The sequence below is a fragment of the Streptococcus sp. SN3 genome (genome assembly GCF_030439905.1).
Map to the genome: position 1 here is coordinate 40,187 of NZ_JAQFJF010000001.1, position 17,141 is coordinate 57,327.

The following is a 17,141-nucleotide window of genomic DNA, read 5'->3' on the forward strand; positions in this document are numbered from 1 at the left end:
AAAAGTTGAAATCGAAAGAATTAGTTTATTTAGCGAGTACGGCTATTTTGTTGGCAGCGACTGCCAATGTTGCAAAAGCCGAGGAACATACTGTCGCTGAGTCAGGAGTTTTAAAAACAGAAAGGTCTGTTAGTTCCGAGAATCAGACAGTGAATGCGGCCGCATCACAAACGTCTAATCAGCTGACTGTAGCAGTATCATCTGCAGAACAGTCAGTTCAAGCTGTTAAGCAAGAGGAGGAAGCAACGAACGCTACAGGAACAGCTATTGAGTCTGGAGGAGCAGCTCAATCAGTTCCTGTAGAAACTCAGGTAGCTTCTGCTAAGCCAGAAGGGCAAAGTCAGCCAGATGCAAATGCTTCTAATCAGAATGAAACTGCAGCTGATCAGTCAGCAAAAGAAAGTTCTTCTGTTGCAGATTCTGCTATTGCCTCAGAGCCCAAGGCTAGTCCTGCAGTAGCATCAGCACCAAAAGCTAGTAGTGCTGGAAAAACTGTATTTTATAATGCGGGGTCAAAGGCTCAGGCAGCCCGCGGGAATTCCCAAGCAGAGATTAAAGGTACTTCCTTTGTAGATGTCAGCAGCCACAATGGCCATATCAGCGTAGACGACTATCGTAAATTAGCCCAGCAAGGGGTTGGAGGTGTCGTTGTCAAACTGACAGAAGGAACCCATTACACTAATCCATTTGCTGAGTCTCAGGTGAGAAATGCGCAGGGAGCTGGTTTACAAGTATCGACCTATGCCTTCTCGCACTATACCAGTGATGAAGAAGCGAGAGCAGAAGCTCGTTATTACGTTGCCTTTGCTAATAGACTAGGCCTGCCTAAAAACACAGTCATGGTCAATGACATGGAAGATCCTAAAATGCAAAATGGGATTAACCAGCATACCCAGGCTTGGGCGGATGAGATGCGCAGACTGGGTTATTCAAACCTGATGTACTATACCAGTGCCAGCTGGCTGGATCAAAATAATCTTCGCAGCAAGGGACCGGTTAATACGTCGCAATTTGGATATAGCAACTTCTGGGTGGCCCAGTATCCGTCCTCTAATTTAAATCTTGATGGAGCTAAATCTCTCAAATACAATAGTGGCGCTGGAGCATGGCAGTTTACAGCCCAGGCTCAGCTGTTAGCTGGTAAGCATGTATTTGATCATAGCGTTGATTACACTGGGAGATTTACCCAGCAGTCCGCTCTTGCTAAGCAGCCTTTGAAGGGTAACATCAGTATTCAGAATAAGAATAATGTCAACGGCAGCTTTGATGTTGTGATTTCGAACGTTTCTGCTCCTTATGGAGTGTCTGTCGTTAGTGTTCCAGTGTGGTCTGAAGCTAATGGTCAAGACGATATTATCTGGTACACAGCCACTCAGCAGGCCAATGGTACTTATAAAGTTTCTGTTGATTCTAGCAGACATAAGGATTCAGTTGGCAAGTACAATGTCCATCTCTACTATGTCCGCAACGACGGTCAATTAGTCGGTGTTGGTGGTACTACAACCAATGTATCTGTCATCAAGCCACAGGGCAAAATCAGCATTCAGAATCGCAACAGCGAAACTGGAGATTTCGATATTGTAGTTTCAGGTATCTCATCCCCAGGTGGTCTTAAGACTGTCTCTCTGCCAACTTGGTCAGAGGCCAACGGTCAGGATGATATCAAGTGGTACAACGCGGAACGTCAGCCGGACGGCACCTATCGTAAGCGAGTACGTATAAGCGACCACAATAATGTGCAGGGCGAGTACAACGTCCATCTCTACTATGTCCGCAACGACGGTCAATTAGTCGGTGTCGGCGGTACTACGACTAATGTATCTGTCATCAAGCCACAGGGCAAAATCAGCATTCAGAATCGTAACAGCGAAACTGGTGATTTCGATATTGTGGTTTCAGGTATCTCATCCCCAGGTGGTCTTAAGACTGTCTCTCTGCCAACTTGGTCAGAAGCTAATGGTCAAGATGATATCAAATGGTATACTGCTGAACGTCAGGCTGACGGCACTTATCGTAAGCGAGTACGCATAAGCGACCACAATAATGTGCAGGGCGAGTACAATGTCCATCTCTACTATGTTCAAAATGACGGCCGCTTGGTTGGTGTAAGCGGCACTAAAACGACCGTTTCTCTTGGCAAGCCTAAGGGCACTATCAGTATTCAAAATCGAAACAAAGAAACTGGCGATTTTGATATTGTGGTTTCAGGTATTGTCTCTCCGGGCGGTCTGAAGGAAGTTTCCCTGCCAACTTGGTCTGAGGCTAACGGCCAAGATGATATCAAGTGGTACAACGCTGAGCGTCAAGCTGATGGCACCTATCGTAAGCGTGTCCGTCTGAGCGATCACAAAAATGTTGAGGGTGAGTACAATGTGCATCTCTACTATGTGCAAAATGATGGCAGCTTGGTAGGTGTAAATGGCACTAAAACGACTATTTCTATAGAAAAACCAAAAGTTCAAGGTAAAATCAGTATTCAGAATCGCAACAGCGAAACCGGCGATTTTGATATTGTAGTTTCAGGTATCGTATCTCCAGGCGGTCTGAAGGAAGTTTCCCTGCCAACCTGGTCAGAGGCCAACGGTCAAGATGATATCAAGTGGTACAACGCAGAACGTCAGCCGGATGGTACCTATCGTAAGCGAGTCCGTGTGAGTGATCACAAAAATGTTGAGGGCGAGTACAATATTCATCTCTACTATGTGCAAAATGATGGCAAGCTGGTTGGTGCTGGTGGCATAAAAACTAATGTTTCTCTAGGTAAGCCAAAGGGCAACATCAGTATCCAAAATAAGAATAATGTCAACGGCAGTTTTGATGTTGTGATTTCAAACGTTTCTGCCCCTTATGAAGTGTCTGCTGTCAGTGTTCCGGTTTGGTCTGAAGCTAACGGTCAAGACGATATTATCTGGTATACAGCTACTCAGCAGGCTAATGGTACCTATAAAGTTACTGTTGAATCTGGTAAACATAAAGACTCGGTTGGTAAGTATCATATCCATCTTTACTATGTCCGTAACGACGGGCAGTTAGTCGGTGTTGGCGGTACTACAACCAATGTGTCTGCAGTTAAACCACAGGGCAAAATCAGTATCCAGAATCGTAACAGCGAAAATGGCGATTTTGATATTGTGGTTTCAGATATTGTATCGCCAGGTGGTCTCAAGACTGTTTCCCTGCCAACCTGGTCAGAAGCCAATGGTCAGGATGATATCAAGTGGTACAACGCAGAACGTCAGCCGGATGGTACCTATCGTAAGCGAGTTCGTGCGAGTGACCATAATAACGTTCAGGGCGAATATAATGTGCATCTCTACTATGTGCAAAATGATGGCAAGCTAGTAGGAGCAGGTGGCATCAAGACCAACGTTTCCATCAGTAAGCCGCAAGGTAAAATCAGTATTCAAAATAAGAACAACGATACTGGAGAGTTTGACATTGTAGTATCAGGCATTGTGGCACCAGAAGGACTCAAGACAGTTTACCTGCCGACTTGGTCAGAAGCGAATGGCCAAGATGATGTCCAGTGGTACACAGCGGATCGTCAGGCTGATGGTACTTATCGTAAGCATGTATATGCGCGTGACCATAAGAATAATGCAGGCGAGTACAATGTTCACTTGTATTACTTAAATAATCAAAATCAGCTGCAAGGAGCTGGTGGAGAAAAGACCTCTATCTCTGTGAACCGTCCTCAGTCAGCTAGTCAGCGAGACCGTGTTCTTGCGGCGGCAGCTGCTATGGTAGGTGTCAGGGGAGGCAGTGCTGAGCATCAGCGCTTGGTCAACGATTATAATAGTGTTAGACCGCTGCCAGTTGGTTATGCTGTGAAAAACACAGATGACTGGTGCGACATTTTCACGACGGTTATTTTCCAAAGAGAGGGCTTGAGCGATCTTATCGGCCGCGAGTGCGGTGTTGAGCGCCATATTCATATTTTCCAAAGACTAGGTATCTGGAATGAAGATGGCAATTCGACTCCTAGCGCAGGCGATATCATCACCTTTAACTGGGACAAAGATACCCAGCAAAACGATGGCTGGGCTGATCATATCGGTATTGTCGAAAAAGTCGAAAATGGCATTATTCACACGATTGAAGGCAACAGCAATAACGTAGTTAAACGCAACACTTACCGTATCGGTCATGGAAATATCCGTGGTTTTGCGACACCTCGTTATAAATAAACACGCAAAAAACCAAGGTTTCCCTTGGTTTTTTAACGTCTTAGAATTTTTTTTATGAGCTGAAGCAGCTTAAACTTGAGAGGGTTAGGGTAGTAGCGGAAAGTTCCCATTTTTCGGATGATGAAGCCGTTGAAGTTTTGTTTGAAGCGCAGAACACCGTCAGAACCGTCGAAAATTCCCATAATACCGAGGAAATTGTAAAATGGAATGCCTCTCTTGATGCTTTCGGTCATAACGTATTCCTGCAGCAGGGCTGGAGCGTAGAATTTATTAAACTCAGGATAGGAGCCACTGAAAAGATAGGTTGCTTCCTGAGGGGTATAGATAAAGAGGCTGGCAGCCAGGATTTGGTCTTGGTCGCCGTACTTATCAATTAGTTCTTGGGCTTCAGCTTTGCGGGTTTCAAAGCTATCAAACTGGCTGGAAAGTTCTCGCAGATGATTTTGTTTCTTTTCAGATTGAGGATTTTTTTCCAAGTCAGCCTGCAGTTTCTGGATTTTCTGGACCAGTCTCTCTTGGTCTTTTTGTAAGTTCTGAAGGTAGTCCTGAAAATTGAGACTGGCTGTCATAAAGTCTGCTTGCTGATCAAAGCTATCATAAAAATCTTGATAGTAGTCTAGTGGCTTGTCATCGTATTCTCGCCGGTCAGAAGTGGCAGCTGTGATGTCTTTAAAAATGCTGAGTTGGTTACGTTCCAGCCTTTTTAGTTTGATGCCAAAGGTATTCGCCTTTTTGACGGTCGCCTTGCCGTTTTTACTGAAGGACTTGAGCAAGTCTTTCTCTGTCAGACCAGCTAAATCTTTGACATAATGCCAATCAGGCTCCCCGCCTGGATAGCCTGTCTGTAGGCCGTCAAAGTCAAAGCCCAAATCAGTCAGTTGCTGGATAAGCTCGCCTTTTTCATCAGATGTGGGCTGGCCATTGCTGTCAAAGGCCTGATAAGTCTCATAGGGCTTGATGATGAGCTCTAGGGCACCTTCTTTTTTAGCATAGGCTTGCAAAGCTTGATAGAAAGGAGTCAGGTATTGAGCATCAGTAGAGACAGGACCGCAGTTGATTTCCATATGGAGGCCGCCAGTCATAGGCATACTATAGAGGACAGCTGACACCACGACCTGTCCCTGCGGGTCAGTGTAGCCGACATACTGGGTACTGAAGCCCCGCTTGCTCAGCAGCTCTGCCATTTCTACGGTCTGCATAAAAGAGCGTTGGGAGCTAGCTGAGGTATGCTGGATGAATTCTTCTTGGTTGAGAAGTTTAAAGGTCATAGGCTTCCTTTCTGTTAATGCTTGCTGCGCAGTTTCTTTCTGAGAGTGTAGGCCAGATTAGAGAGGTGGTAGAGGGGATTAGTTGGCAGGTTAAACTCACCAGCGAATTCCTCAATGGTCGGATTGAACTTGGATTTAAAGCTATAGAGACCACCCTTGAGGTCGTTTTCGATTCCGCCCATATTTTGCCAATCCGCTCCGCGCTCAAAAGCATGTTTGGCCGTTTCGTACCAAGTGATGATGGCAGGCTGGTAACGACGGTACTCCTCGTCCATTCCGGCATAGATATTTTCAGAGGTTTTGCCGTATTCCAAGACCAGTGTGCCAGACAGGGGAACGACAGTAGCACCTTGGCTGATTTTGTCCTGTAGGAAGTCAATCTCTTCCTGGAGGCGTTTCTGTTCTTGCTGGTTATTCTCAATCTTGCCAGGCTTGGTTTTCTCGGTAAATTTCTCTGCTTCCTTGAGTGTCTTAGTCAGCTGAGCCTGCAAGTCTTCCAATCGTGCCTTTAGATCAATAGTGGACAAAGTGACATAGGAGTGCTCAGGATAAGTTTCCAAGAGTTTTTGGTAATAGTCTTTGCCGCGTAGGTGGATGTTTTTTCTGTTTTCTGTCTTCTTCATCAGGCCTGAAAAGTCGTCCAGTAATTCTGCTCCACCAAATTGGATTTGAATGCCTTTGTTACGGGCTGTACGAATAGCCTGGCGAGTACTTTTAGAAAGCAACTCTTCGCTGAAATCTTCTTTATGAATATTGGCCTGCAAGCGAGGCTGAATGGTTTCGTCCAGAGACTCCGTCCGTCCGACCCAGACAGCGCCTGCTTCCTGTAACTGTTGAATCAGCTCAATCGTTTCTGCCTTGTCTTGCATTTCGCCGCCCATTTTGCTTTCTGCCAGAAAGAGGCTAGGGTCAAACTTTACAAAGAGCGCTTTTTTCTCCTTGGCAAATTTCTTGAGCGAGGCCAAAACAAAGGCCAGCAGCTCCTTGTCACCATAGTCCATGATGGGGCCGCGCGGGATATAAAGCATGGTCATCCCTAAGGGCAGTGGTTTGATCAGGACACTGGCTGCGGCAACCAAGTGGTCATCTTTATAGAAGCCTAAGCGCTCATTGGCCCAGTTATCCTTAATCTGAGCCCAGGCAGAACTCTGCAGAAGATTAGCCTGCGGATGAGCCGTGACAAAATCGTCGTGTTCCTGAGCTGAAATTCCAATTTTGTAGCTAAACATTATTTTAAAACCCACTCTCTAATGGCGTATGCTACGCCGGATTCGTCGTTCGATTTGGTGATATACTTGGCGATTTTCTTGAGTTCTTCCTTGCCGTTTTCCATGACAACAGGAGAGCCAACAGCTTCCAGCATGGCGCGGTCGTTTTCTTCATCACCGATAGCCATAGTCTGCTCCTTGCTTAAGCCAAGTTTTTCAGCCAGATGAAGGATAGCAGCCCCTTTATTGACAGTCTTTTTGACAATTTCCAGATAGAAAGGAGCTGATTTAACCAGTGTATATTTTTCAGCTAATTCCGGTGGCAGCTTAGCAATGGCCGCATCCAAAATTTCCGGCTCATCAATATACATGCACTTGACGATTTCTTTATTGGTCATTTCTTCAGGTGTGCGGTAGAAGATAGGCATGCTGACCAGATTGGACTCGTAAACAGTGTACTTGCCGATGTTGCGATTGGCTGTATAAATGCCGTCCTTGGTGATGGCATGCATGTGGACACCTAATTTTCGCCCGAGCAGTTCGATATCCAGATAGTCGTCATAGGTCAGTGTTTCTTTGATTAATTCTTGACCTGTGACAGTATCCTGCACCAGTCCGCCGTTGAAGGTAACGACATAGTTGCCTGGCTGATTAAGATCTAGCTCCTCGAGAAGCTTTTGAACACCAGCAATAGGACGGCCGGTTGCAATAACGATTTTGATACCAGCAGCTTTGGCATCCTGAACAGCGCTGAAGACTTCAGGAGTGATTTCTTTTTGGTTATTTAAAAGGGTACCGTCAATGTCGACGGCAACTAATTTGATAGACATATTATTCTCCGTAGGTAAATTGGTCGTTTTTGATATAGTGCATAAAGGTCTGGTTTTTTTCGCTGAAAAGTCCGGTCTCTGCTAGCATTTCCTTGGGGAAGTAGAAGCGATTATCGCCTTGTCTGGTCCCGGCTAGCGAATGAACGATAGGAGATAGGCTGGACAGTTCTGCTAGGCTGCCATCTTTTTGCAGAATTTCAATCTGGGTCCGGGGTTTTTCAACGTCAGGCCGGTAGAAATCATAAGGTAAATCAAAATTACGATGGATAGCAGTATAGTAATCAGGGTCGAAACCAACCTGTCCAACTAGGTCTCGCATGATATCCAAATGCGCTTCGTTTTCCTGAGAGAAGACGATAGACTTAAAGACCTTGCGGTTGATAAAACGCTGAGCCAGGTCAGATAAAATCTTGTCTGGACTAGTCATCCAGACTTGGAAATAGGTATTCATAACACCATCATCCAAGGCCAGATAATCCTGCAGGGTCACTCTGTTTTCAAAGAATGGAATGAGATTGGGCGATGACAGCGCAAAATAATCTTTCTGAGCCGGATAGAGATACTTGGCCCGCTTGAGCAGATTTTGCAGCAGAACTTCCATAGCACGGCTGGCCGGGTGGAAATAGACCTGCATGTACATCTGGTAGCGGCTGACTACATAGTCCTCTACCGCATGCATGCCATTGCGCTTGAAGGCGATGCCGTTCTCTACAGGACAAATCACTCGTAAAATTCTGGTTAAGTCAAATTGTCCATAGGAAGCGCCGGTGAAAAAGGAGTCTCGTAAGAGATAGTCCATTCGATCCACATCAATTTGGCTGGAAATCAGCTGAACCACCTGCTTATTGGGATAGGTATGGTTGATGACGCTAGCTACCTTTTCTGGGAAATCTGGTGAAACCTGAACCAGTACCTGATGAATCTCTGTCTCTGGGCTGGTGATGATTTGCCGCGTAATATCCTCGTGATTGGTATCAAAAAGGCGCTCGAAAGTATGTGAATAAGCTCCGTGTCCCAAGTCATGCAGGAGAGCAGCTGTCATGGTCAGCAGACTTTCATGGCTGTCCCAGTTGGCTTGGTATTTTTCATTAAAAATCTTGGTGATGCGCCGGGCAATCTCGTAAGCTCCCAGACAATGCGAAAAACGGCTGTGCTCCCCGCCGTGGAAAGTATAGCCGGAGGTACCCAGCTGTTTGATGCGGCGCAGCCGTTGAAATTCTTTAGTATTGATTAAATCATAGATAACCTGATGGTCCACATGAACATAATTATGAACCGGGTCCCGAAATACTTTTTCAATCATGTTATCATTATACCACAAATCAGAGTAGGAAAAAAATCAAAGCTGCAACTGAAAGAAGAGCAATTTTGTTCTTTTTTTGATAAAATAGGGAAAGAAAAAGAGAAACGAGATGAAGATGCAAATTAGAATAAAAAATCACATCCAGCTGGACGGGCATACCGAGCTAATCGATCAGGTCTACGATACGGACTGGACGCAAAAAGGAGACTATCATTATCTGCTATATAAGAATGAAGAAGGAGAGAAAGTAGTTCTGAAGTTCCACGATAAAGAGTTGGTTATGACGCGCTTTTCTGAACCTAAGTCCATCATGCGCTTCATCAGTCAAGGGCAGGCGCTGGTTGGTATCCATACACCTGTGGGCTTGCAGCAGTTTGTGACCGATACTCCTTTTTATAAGGTTGATTTTACCAAGCAGGTTCTGCAACTTCATTATCAGCTGAAAACTGTTGACGGAGAGCAGATTTTTGCCAGCTATGAAATGGAGATTAGCTGGGGTTAGCTGCAATTCTCTGAGAAATCTCTTGAAAATCATAATGTTTCCCCTTGCAAAAGCTTGAAAATTTGGTATAATAGTTTCTAACTCAAGGGAGTAGCTAACGGAATAACCGTTACAAGGTCGTCAATACGAAAGAAATTTCCGGCCTTGTATGAAATAGCGAGACTTGTTAATAAACAGGTCTCTTTTTTGTTTCTGACTTTTTGGATATGACTGATGCGGCTCAAGATGATGAGTCGTAGTGGTTAGAAAAGTTCAGAAATAAAAGAGGCCAAGAGGAGGAATACATTGTCAAAAGAACAAAAGCGCCAAGCTTTTTACACCCAGAGTCCTGAGGAAATTTTCAAAACTTTGGACGCTTCAGAGCAAGGTTTGTCCAGTCAAGAAGCAGCCAAGCGTTTAGCTGATTATGGCCGCAATGAACTGGATGAAGGGGAGAAAAAATCTCTCTTAATGAAGTTTTTGGAGCAGTTTAAGGATTTGATGATTATCATCTTGTTGGTAGCAGCAGTCTTGTCTGTTGTCACATCAGGTGGTGAAGACATCGCAGATGCTTTGATCATCTTAGCGGTCGTAATCATCAATGCCATTTTCGGTGTCTATCAGGAAGGCAAGGCTGAAGAAGCAATTGCAGCTCTCAAGTCTATGTCTAGCCCAGCTGCGCGTGTCCTGCGTGATGGCCATGTCACAGAAGTAGATTCTAAGGAGTTGGTACCTGGTGATATCGTTAGATTGGAAGCCGGTGATGTTGTCCCAGCAGATATGCGGCTTTTGGAAGCTAATTCACTGAAAATCGAAGAAGCGGCTCTGACAGGTGAGTCTGTGCCGGTTGAGAAAGATTTGACTGTTGAGGTAGCTGCAGATGCTGGTATTGGCGACCGGGTCAATATGGCCTTCCAAAACTCAAATGTGACCTATGGTCGTGGGGGTGGGTTGGTTGTCAATACAGGGATGTATACGGAAGTCGGCCATATCGCAGGTATGTTGCAGGATGCGGATGAAACGGACACACCGCTCAAGCAAAATCTTAATAGCTTGTCTAAGGTTCTGACCTATGCTATCTTGGTGATTGCTGCAGTGACTTTTGTAGTCGGTGTCTTCATTCAAGGGAAAAATCCACTGGATGAGCTGATGACCTCTGTAGCCTTGGCGGTTGCCGCTATTCCAGAAGGTCTGCCTGCTATCGTTACCATCGTGCTGGCTTTGGGAACTCAGGTTCTGGCTAAGCGGAATTCGATTGTCCGTAAGCTTCCAGCTGTTGAGACTTTGGGATCAACTGAGATTATCGCTTCAGATAAGACTGGTACCCTGACCATGAATAAGATGACGGTCGAAAAAGTCTTTTATGACGGAGTCCTGAATGAAGCTGGACAAGATATTGAACTTGGCTTGGAGCTGCCTCTCTTACGTTCAGTTGTCTTAGCCAATGATACTAAGATTGACCAAGAAGGAAAACTGATTGGTGACCCAACAGAAACAGCCTTTATCCAATATGCTCTGGACAAGGGCTATGATGTAAAGGCCTTTTTAGAGAAATATCCTCGAGTAGCTGAGCTGCCCTTTGATTCAGATCGTAAGCTCATGTCTACCGTCCATCCATTGCCAGATGGGAAATTCCTTGTGGCAGTAAAGGGAGCACCAGATCAACTCTTGAAACGCTGTGTTGCCCGTGATAAGGCTGGAGATGTTGCAGCGATTGATGATGCTACTTCACAGCTGATTAAGTCTAACAACTCAGAGATGGCTCACCAAGCTCTGCGCGTGCTGGCTGGTGCTTACAAGATTATTGATGCAGTTCCGACTGACCTGACATCTGAAAATCTAGAAAATGATTTAATCTTTACTGGTTTAATCGGTATGATTGACCCAGAACGTGCAGAAGCGGCAGAAGCTGTTCGTGTCGCCAAGGAAGCAGGTATTCGTCCGATTATGATTACCGGTGACCATCAGGATACAGCTGAAGCTATCGCTAAGCGCTTGGGTATCATCGAAGAGGGAGATACTGAAGACCATGTCCTGACTGGTGCAGAGCTCAATGAGCTTTCTGATGCAGAATTCGAAAAGGTTGTTGGTCAATACTCTGTCTATGCCCGAGTTTCGCCTGAGCATAAGGTACGGATTGTCAAAGCGTGGCAAAACCAAGGTAAGGTCGTAGCCATGACAGGTGATGGTGTCAATGACGCACCAGCTTTGAAAACAGCTGATATCGGTATTGGTATGGGTATTACAGGTACAGAAGTATCTAAGGGTGCCTCTGACATGATTCTGGCAGATGATAACTTTGCGACCATCATTGTAGCCGTGGAAGAAGGACGTAAGGTCTTCTCTAATATTCAAAAGACTATCCAGTATCTCCTTTCAGCTAATACAGCTGAGGTACTGACTATTTTCTTGGCAACCCTCTTTGGTTGGGATGTGCTGCAGCCGGTTCATCTGCTTTGGATTAACCTAGTAACGGATACCTTCCCTGCCATTGCTCTGGGGGTTGAACCTGCTGAGCCAGGTGTCATGAGTCATAAGCCTCGTGGCCGTAAGTCTAGCTTCTTCTCAGGTGGAGTTATGAGCTCTATCATCTATCAGGGTGTCCTGCAAGGGGCTTTGGTTCTGGCGGTTTATGGTTATGCTATCTCTAATCCCGTCCATTTCGGTGATATCAAGGCTATCCATGCGGACGCTCTGACAATGGCTTTTGCAACGCTTGGTCTCATCCAGCTCTTCCATGCTTATAATGTAAAATCTGTTTACCAATCTATCTTTACAGTTGGTCCATTCAAGTCTAAGACCTTTAACTGGTCTATTCTGGTTTCTTTAATCTTATTGATTTCAACTATTGTAATTGATCCACTGGAAAAGATTTTCCATGTGACCAAGCTGGACTTATCACAATGGACAGTTGTTCTGATTGGTAGCTTTGCCATGATTGTCATTGTTGAAATTGTTAAGTTCATCCAACGTAAATTAGGTATGGATAAGAATGCTATTTAACAGCAAAAAGTCATCTACGGATGGCTTTTTTTATAGTAACCAAGATTTCATTGCTTTTTCCAATTTTCGTTCCTGTTTATTAGAAGTCTATGTGCAGTTGGACAGCAAAAAACAGCTCTCAGATGAGCTGAGAACTGCTATTCAACATTTCCATTACTGAACTTCAATTACTGTTAAAGCATCTCGCAGTTCAGCTGCTAGGTGTTTTTTCTTATAGTCTCGAAATTCGACTAAATCTTTAACAGCATTATAACGCTTATGCAGGCGGTACATCTGGGGAATTTTATACTGAGGAAAGTCATTAAAAAAGTTCCGAGTCAGTTCCCATTCACGGATGTAGCCCAGAGGACGCATATGGTAGCGGACATCTTCGATAACACGGCTTTGGTGGCGGTGATGGAGATGGCCGAAAACCACCTCTTTCACCCTGTATTTGACAAAGAGTCGATGAAAAGCTTGGCTTCCAAGGAAAGCGTTGAAGCGCTGGAAATAGGGATGATCGTATAGAAAGTCTTGATGGGGGACAAAATGCAGAGCAACAATAATGGGACCATCTAAAGTTGCCAACAGTTTTTCTAACTCTTGCAGTGTCTGAGCCGTAATACTGGGATCGTCGAGTTGACGTTCCAATCTGCGGTCAAACCAGAAATTGGTCTTGGTTCTCAGATGCTCTTCCTTGCTTTTTTCTGGAACAAAGCTGTAGTCGTACCAGCCAGAAAAGCTGACGAGCGTGGTCTGGCCGAACTGTTGGACCTGAAAATCATAGTTTGAAATTTCTTGCTCAGAAAGTCCCAGCATATCGTGGTTTCCCAGATTAAAAGAAAGGGGAATCTCTTGGTTCAAAGTTTCAAGAAAGGGCAAACTGATCTTGGTCAGGTCGTTGGACAAATCTCCTGCAATGTGTAGATGGTCAATACCTTCCTCTTTTAAAAGCTGGCAAAGAGCTTGGCGCTCAAAATCCCCAAACTGATTGGAGTCCAGATGGAGGTCGCTCATAAATCCGATTCTTGTCATGGTTTTAGTCTAGCATATTTTTCAAAACTTGGAAATGCTTAAGCACCCATGGAGAGCCTCCCTTTTATCTGAATACCTCATAAATGTTCGTAACCATGTATTTCGTTTATTCATGGTCGAAGTCTAGGAAGGCTTGAAATAATTCTTCTAACCCCATGTCATTATATTACTTTTCTAACAATTGGGTGACAAGGAGTCGCTTGTCTTGCCTAGCTAGGGAAAATCCGATAAAATGTAAGCTGCTGAATGTGAGATTAGGCAAACTGTTTAATTTATGTTATAATTAAACGATATGTGAAAAGAGGTATTTATGGACATTTCAGAAATTCGTCAAAAGATTGACGCAAATCGTGAAAAATTAGCTTCTTTCAGGGGGTCTCTTTGACTTAGAAGGTCTGGAAGAAGAAATTGCCATCTTAGAAAATAAGATGACAGAACCCGACTTTTGGGATGACAACATTGCAGCCCAAAAGACATCTCAAGATCTGAATGAACTCAAGCAAACCTATGAAAATTTCCATCAGATGACCGAGCTTTTTGATGAATCGGAAATCTTGCTTGATTTTCTGGCTGAAGATGAGTCGGTTCAGGGTGAGTTAGAAGAAAAGCTGGCCGAACTCGAGAAAATGATGACCAGCTATGAAATGACCCTGCTCCTATCTGAGCCTTATGACAATAACAATGCTATCCTTGAAATTCACCCGGGCTCTGGTGGTACAGAGGCCCAGGATTGGGGAGATATGCTGCTGCGTATGTATACACGCTTTGGCAATGCCAAGGGCTTCAAAGTAGAGGTCTTGGACTATCAAGCTGGTGATGAAGCAGGCATCAAGTCAGTGACTCTTTCATTTGAAGGGCCGCACGCTTATGGCTTGCTCAAGTCAGAAATGGGAGTCCACCGTTTGGTCCGGATTTCGCCATTTGACTCAGCTAAGCGTCGCCATACTTCCTTTACCTCAGTAGAGGTCATGCCAGAGCTGGATGACACCATTGAGGTGGAAATTCGCGATGACGATATTAAGATGGACACTTTCCGCTCGGGAGGAGCCGGCGGGCAGAACGTCAATAAAGTCTCTACCGGTGTGCGACTGACCCATATTCCTACGGGAATTGTGGTGCAGTCTACCGTTGACCGGACCCAGTATGGAAACCGTGATCGGGCGATGAAGATGCTGCAGGCTAAGCTTTATCAGCTAGAGCAAGAGAAACAAGCAGCCGAAGTTGATTCACTCAAGGGAGATAAGAAGGAGATTTCCTGGGGCAGCCAAATCCGCTCTTATGTCTTTACGCCTTATACTATGGTCAAAGACCATCGGACCAGTTACGAAGTAGCACAGGTGGACAAGGTGATGGATGGAGATTTGGATGGTTTCATCGACGCTTATTTGAAATGGCGTTTGAACTAGGAAGTGTAAGAGATTAGAATTAGATTGAAAGGAAATTTCAATAGATGTCAATAATTGAAATGAAAGATGTTGTCAAGAAGTATGGCAACGGGACCACTGCCCTGCGTAGTGTGTCTATTAACGTAGAACCTGGGGAGTTTGCCTATATTGTAGGCCCTTCAGGAGCGGGAAAGTCAACCTTTATTCGTTTGCTTTACCGGGAGATAAAGCTGGATAAGGGAAGTCTGAAAGTAGCTGATTTTGACTTAGCTAAGATTAAGAAGCGTGATGTTCCAATGCTGCGCCGTCAGGTTGGAGTCGTCTTTCAAGACTATAAACTTCTTCCTAAAAAGACAGTGTATGAGAATATTGCTTATGCCATGGAAGTTATCGGTGAGCGCCGCCGCAATATTAAAAAGCGGGTTATGGAAGTGCTGGACCTAGTTGGCCTTAAGCATAAGGTTCGCTCATTCCCTAACGAGCTTTCCGGTGGTGAGCAGCAGCGGATTGCCATTGCGCGTGCTATTGCTAACAATCCTAAAGTCCTAATTGCGGATGAGCCGACAGGAAACTTGGACCCAGATAATTCTTGGGAGATTATGAACCTGCTGGAGCGGATTAACCTTCAGGGAACAACTGTCCTGATGGCCACCCACAACAGCCAGATTGTAAATACTCTGCGTCACCGCGTTATTGCTATTGAAAATGGCCGTGTGGTACGTGATGAAGCGGAAGGAGAATACGGATACGATGATTAGAAGATTTTTTCGTCATTTGATTGAGTCGCTTAAGAGTCTTACGCGGAATGGTTGGATGACTGTAGCGGCTGTCAGCTCGGTTATGATTACCTTGAGCTTAGTGGCTGTTTTTGCTTCAGTAATTTTAAATACAGCCAAGTTGGCAAATGATATTTCCAATAATGTCCGCGTCATGGTATACATGCGTAAGGATGTTTTCGATAATAGCGAAACGATTGTAAAAGAAGGTCAAACAGTTCAGAATGAGGACTACCATAAGGTCTATGATGCTCTGACTTCTATGAAAAATGTAGAGAAGGTTACTTTTTCTAGCAAGCAAGAGCAGTATAATAAGCTAACAGAGACCATGGGTAGTGAGTGGGATGTTTTTGATGAAGAAAATAATCCTCTTTACGATGCTTATATTGTTGAGACCAAGGCACCTAAGTATGTTGAATCTGTTACAAAAGATGCCAGAAAGGTTGATGGTGTTTCAGAGGTTCAAAATGGGGGTACCAATACCAAAAATCTCTTTGCGTTTTCTAATTTCATCCAAACATGGGGATTGATTGGGACAGCGCTTCTGATTTTCATTGCTATCCTTCTCATTTCCAATACTATTCGGATTACCATTATTTCACGCAGTCGCGAGATTCAAATCATGCGCTTGGTTGGTGCCAAGAATAGCTATATCCGCGGACCATTTCTGTTTGAGGGAGCATGGATTGGCTTGTTAGGAGCGACAGTTCCGTCACTTGTAGTGTATTTGACATATGGTATAGCCTACCAGACTATGAATAAGAGCTTGGTAGGTCAAGGACTTTCTATGATTGATCCAAAACTCTTTAGTCCGATTATGATAGCAGCACTCTTTGTGTTGGGAATTCTTATCGGATCATTGGGATCTATCATCTCTATGAGACGCTTCTTGAAGATTTAACAAATCATAAAAAAACAGAGTTTGAAGAATTTCAAACTCTATTTTTGTTATAGTTAATTGCTTTAATGGCTACTGAGCTAAAAATGGATTAAAGATTTTTTCATGTGAAATAGTGGTATCATGACCATGCCCAGGATAAACAGCGTAGTCTTTAGGTAATACCAGAAGTTTCTCGCGAATGGATGTCAGCAATTGCTCCATGTTTCCTGTAGGAAGATCCGTTCGTCCGATGCTTTCCCGAAAGAGGGCATCGCCCGTCAAAACAAGGCGGTCATCTGGAAAGACTGGAGAGACACCTCCGATGGAGTGGCCAGGTGTTGCAAGCACATAGAAGTGAAAGCCTCCAAGATCATAGTCTGTTTCGTAGGAGAAAAACTCTTCTGCTGGTCGACAGATAATATCATCCAGATCAGCATGGCGCGCCAGACCAGATAGGTTATCTGTCGGTGTGTAGAGCCAGCTGCTTTCACTCTCAGCCACATAGACAGGTGGGGCAGCATAGTGCTCTCGGACCTTTTCTAAACTCATAATATGGTCATAATGGGTGTGGGTCAAGAGAATAGCAATCACAGGTTTGGCGAGTTCCTCTAGCTTGCGCTCAATCTTTTTCCAGTCACTGCCAGGATCGACGACTAGGAGACCCTGGTTATTTTCTAAGATATAGGTATTTTCAAATGCAACAAGGTTGGTAATTTTATGAATCTTCATTTGATTTCCTCGGAAAATGTATTCTGCTATTGAGTGTAACAGAAAAGAGAATTTTTTGCACAGAATTGCTTCATAGA

The 17,141-nt window shown here is 44.5% G+C and carries 12 protein-coding genes; 6 read left to right on the forward strand and 6 right to left on the reverse strand.

The genetic code is table 11. From position 1 onward, the window contains the following. Window positions 1–5 precede the first annotated feature (5 nt). Window positions 6–4,187 (forward strand): GBS Bsp-like repeat-containing protein, encoded by a 4,182-nt coding sequence (locus PCY71_RS00150; protein WP_048774451.1) that lies wholly within the window; start codon window positions 6–8, stop codon window positions 4,185–4,187. Window positions 4,188–4,219: 32 nt separating this feature from the next. On the opposite strand, the gene PCY71_RS00155 is transcribed toward PCY71_RS00150, so the two are convergent. From PCY71_RS00155 to PCY71_RS00170, 4 genes are read right to left on the reverse strand one after another with little or no spacing between them, the layout of a single operon-like run. Then, on the reverse strand, window positions 4,220–5,455 hold the full coding sequence (locus PCY71_RS00155) for an aminoacyltransferase (RefSeq protein WP_002910085.1): 1,236 nt from the start codon (window positions 5,453–5,455) through the stop codon (window positions 4,220–4,222). A gap of 14 nt (window positions 5,456–5,469) precedes the next feature. Further along, window positions 5,470–6,684, reverse strand: coding sequence for an aminoacyltransferase (locus PCY71_RS00160; RefSeq protein WP_048774450.1), 1,215 nt, complete (start codon window positions 6,682–6,684; stop codon window positions 5,470–5,472). Next, window positions 6,684–7,493: a sugar-phosphatase gene (gene yidA, locus PCY71_RS00165; RefSeq protein WP_002910078.1), complete on the reverse strand. Its 810-nt coding sequence runs from the start codon at window positions 7,491–7,493 to the stop codon at window positions 6,684–6,686. Before yidA ends, PCY71_RS00160 begins: the two co-directional genes overlap by 1 nt. A 1-nt stretch (window position 7,494) precedes the next feature. Next, window positions 7,495–8,796, reverse strand: coding sequence for an HD domain-containing protein (locus tag PCY71_RS00170; protein ID WP_002910076.1), 1,302 nt, complete (start codon window positions 8,794–8,796; stop codon window positions 7,495–7,497). 115 nt (window positions 8,797–8,911) lie between these two features. Here PCY71_RS00170 and PCY71_RS00175 point away from each other — a divergent pair, with 115 nt between their 5' ends. Continuing rightward, window positions 8,912–9,298 (forward strand): DUF1934 domain-containing protein, encoded by a 387-nt coding sequence (locus tag PCY71_RS00175; RefSeq protein WP_032905849.1) that lies wholly within the window; start codon window positions 8,912–8,914, stop codon window positions 9,296–9,298. Window positions 9,299–9,583: 285 nt separating this feature from the next. Then, window positions 9,584–12,280: a cation-translocating P-type ATPase gene (locus PCY71_RS00180; protein ID WP_002910070.1), complete on the forward strand. Its 2,697-nt coding sequence runs from the start codon at window positions 9,584–9,586 to the stop codon at window positions 12,278–12,280. Between the two features lie 153 nt (window positions 12,281–12,433). Here PCY71_RS00180 and PCY71_RS00185 read toward each other — a convergent pair whose 3' ends face one another. Further along, window positions 12,434–13,294, reverse strand: a complete 861-nt coding sequence (locus PCY71_RS00185) for a metallophosphoesterase (RefSeq protein ID WP_002910066.1) — start codon at window positions 13,292–13,294, stop codon at window positions 12,434–12,436. 310 nt (window positions 13,295–13,604) lie between these two features. On the opposite strand from PCY71_RS00185, the gene prfB reads away from it, so the two are divergent. From prfB to ftsX, 3 genes are all read left to right on the forward strand, one after another. Beyond that, window positions 13,605–14,700 (forward strand): peptide chain release factor 2 gene (gene prfB / locus PCY71_RS00190; protein ID WP_125342290.1). Its coding sequence is split into 2 segments (ribosomal slippage): window positions 13,605–13,676 and window positions 13,678–14,700, totalling 1,095 coding nucleotides; the frame shifts between segments, so codons are not numbered across the junction. Between the two features lie 44 nt (window positions 14,701–14,744). Then, window positions 14,745–15,437 (forward strand): cell division ATP-binding protein FtsE, encoded by a 693-nt coding sequence (gene ftsE, locus PCY71_RS00195; protein WP_002895890.1) that lies wholly within the window; start codon window positions 14,745–14,747, stop codon window positions 15,435–15,437. Continuing rightward, on the forward strand, window positions 15,430–16,356 hold the full coding sequence (gene ftsX / locus PCY71_RS00200) for a permease-like cell division protein FtsX (protein ID WP_002910064.1): 927 nt from the start codon (window positions 15,430–15,432) through the stop codon (window positions 16,354–16,356). Before ftsE ends, ftsX begins: the two co-directional genes overlap by 8 nt. 69 nt (window positions 16,357–16,425) lie before the next feature. On the opposite strand, the gene PCY71_RS00205 is transcribed toward ftsX, so the two are convergent. After that, a complete protein-coding gene (locus PCY71_RS00205) occupies window positions 16,426–17,064 on the reverse strand; it encodes an MBL fold metallo-hydrolase (RefSeq protein ID WP_048774449.1) in 639 nt (212 codons plus the stop codon). Window positions 17,065–17,141 lie beyond the last annotated feature (77 nt).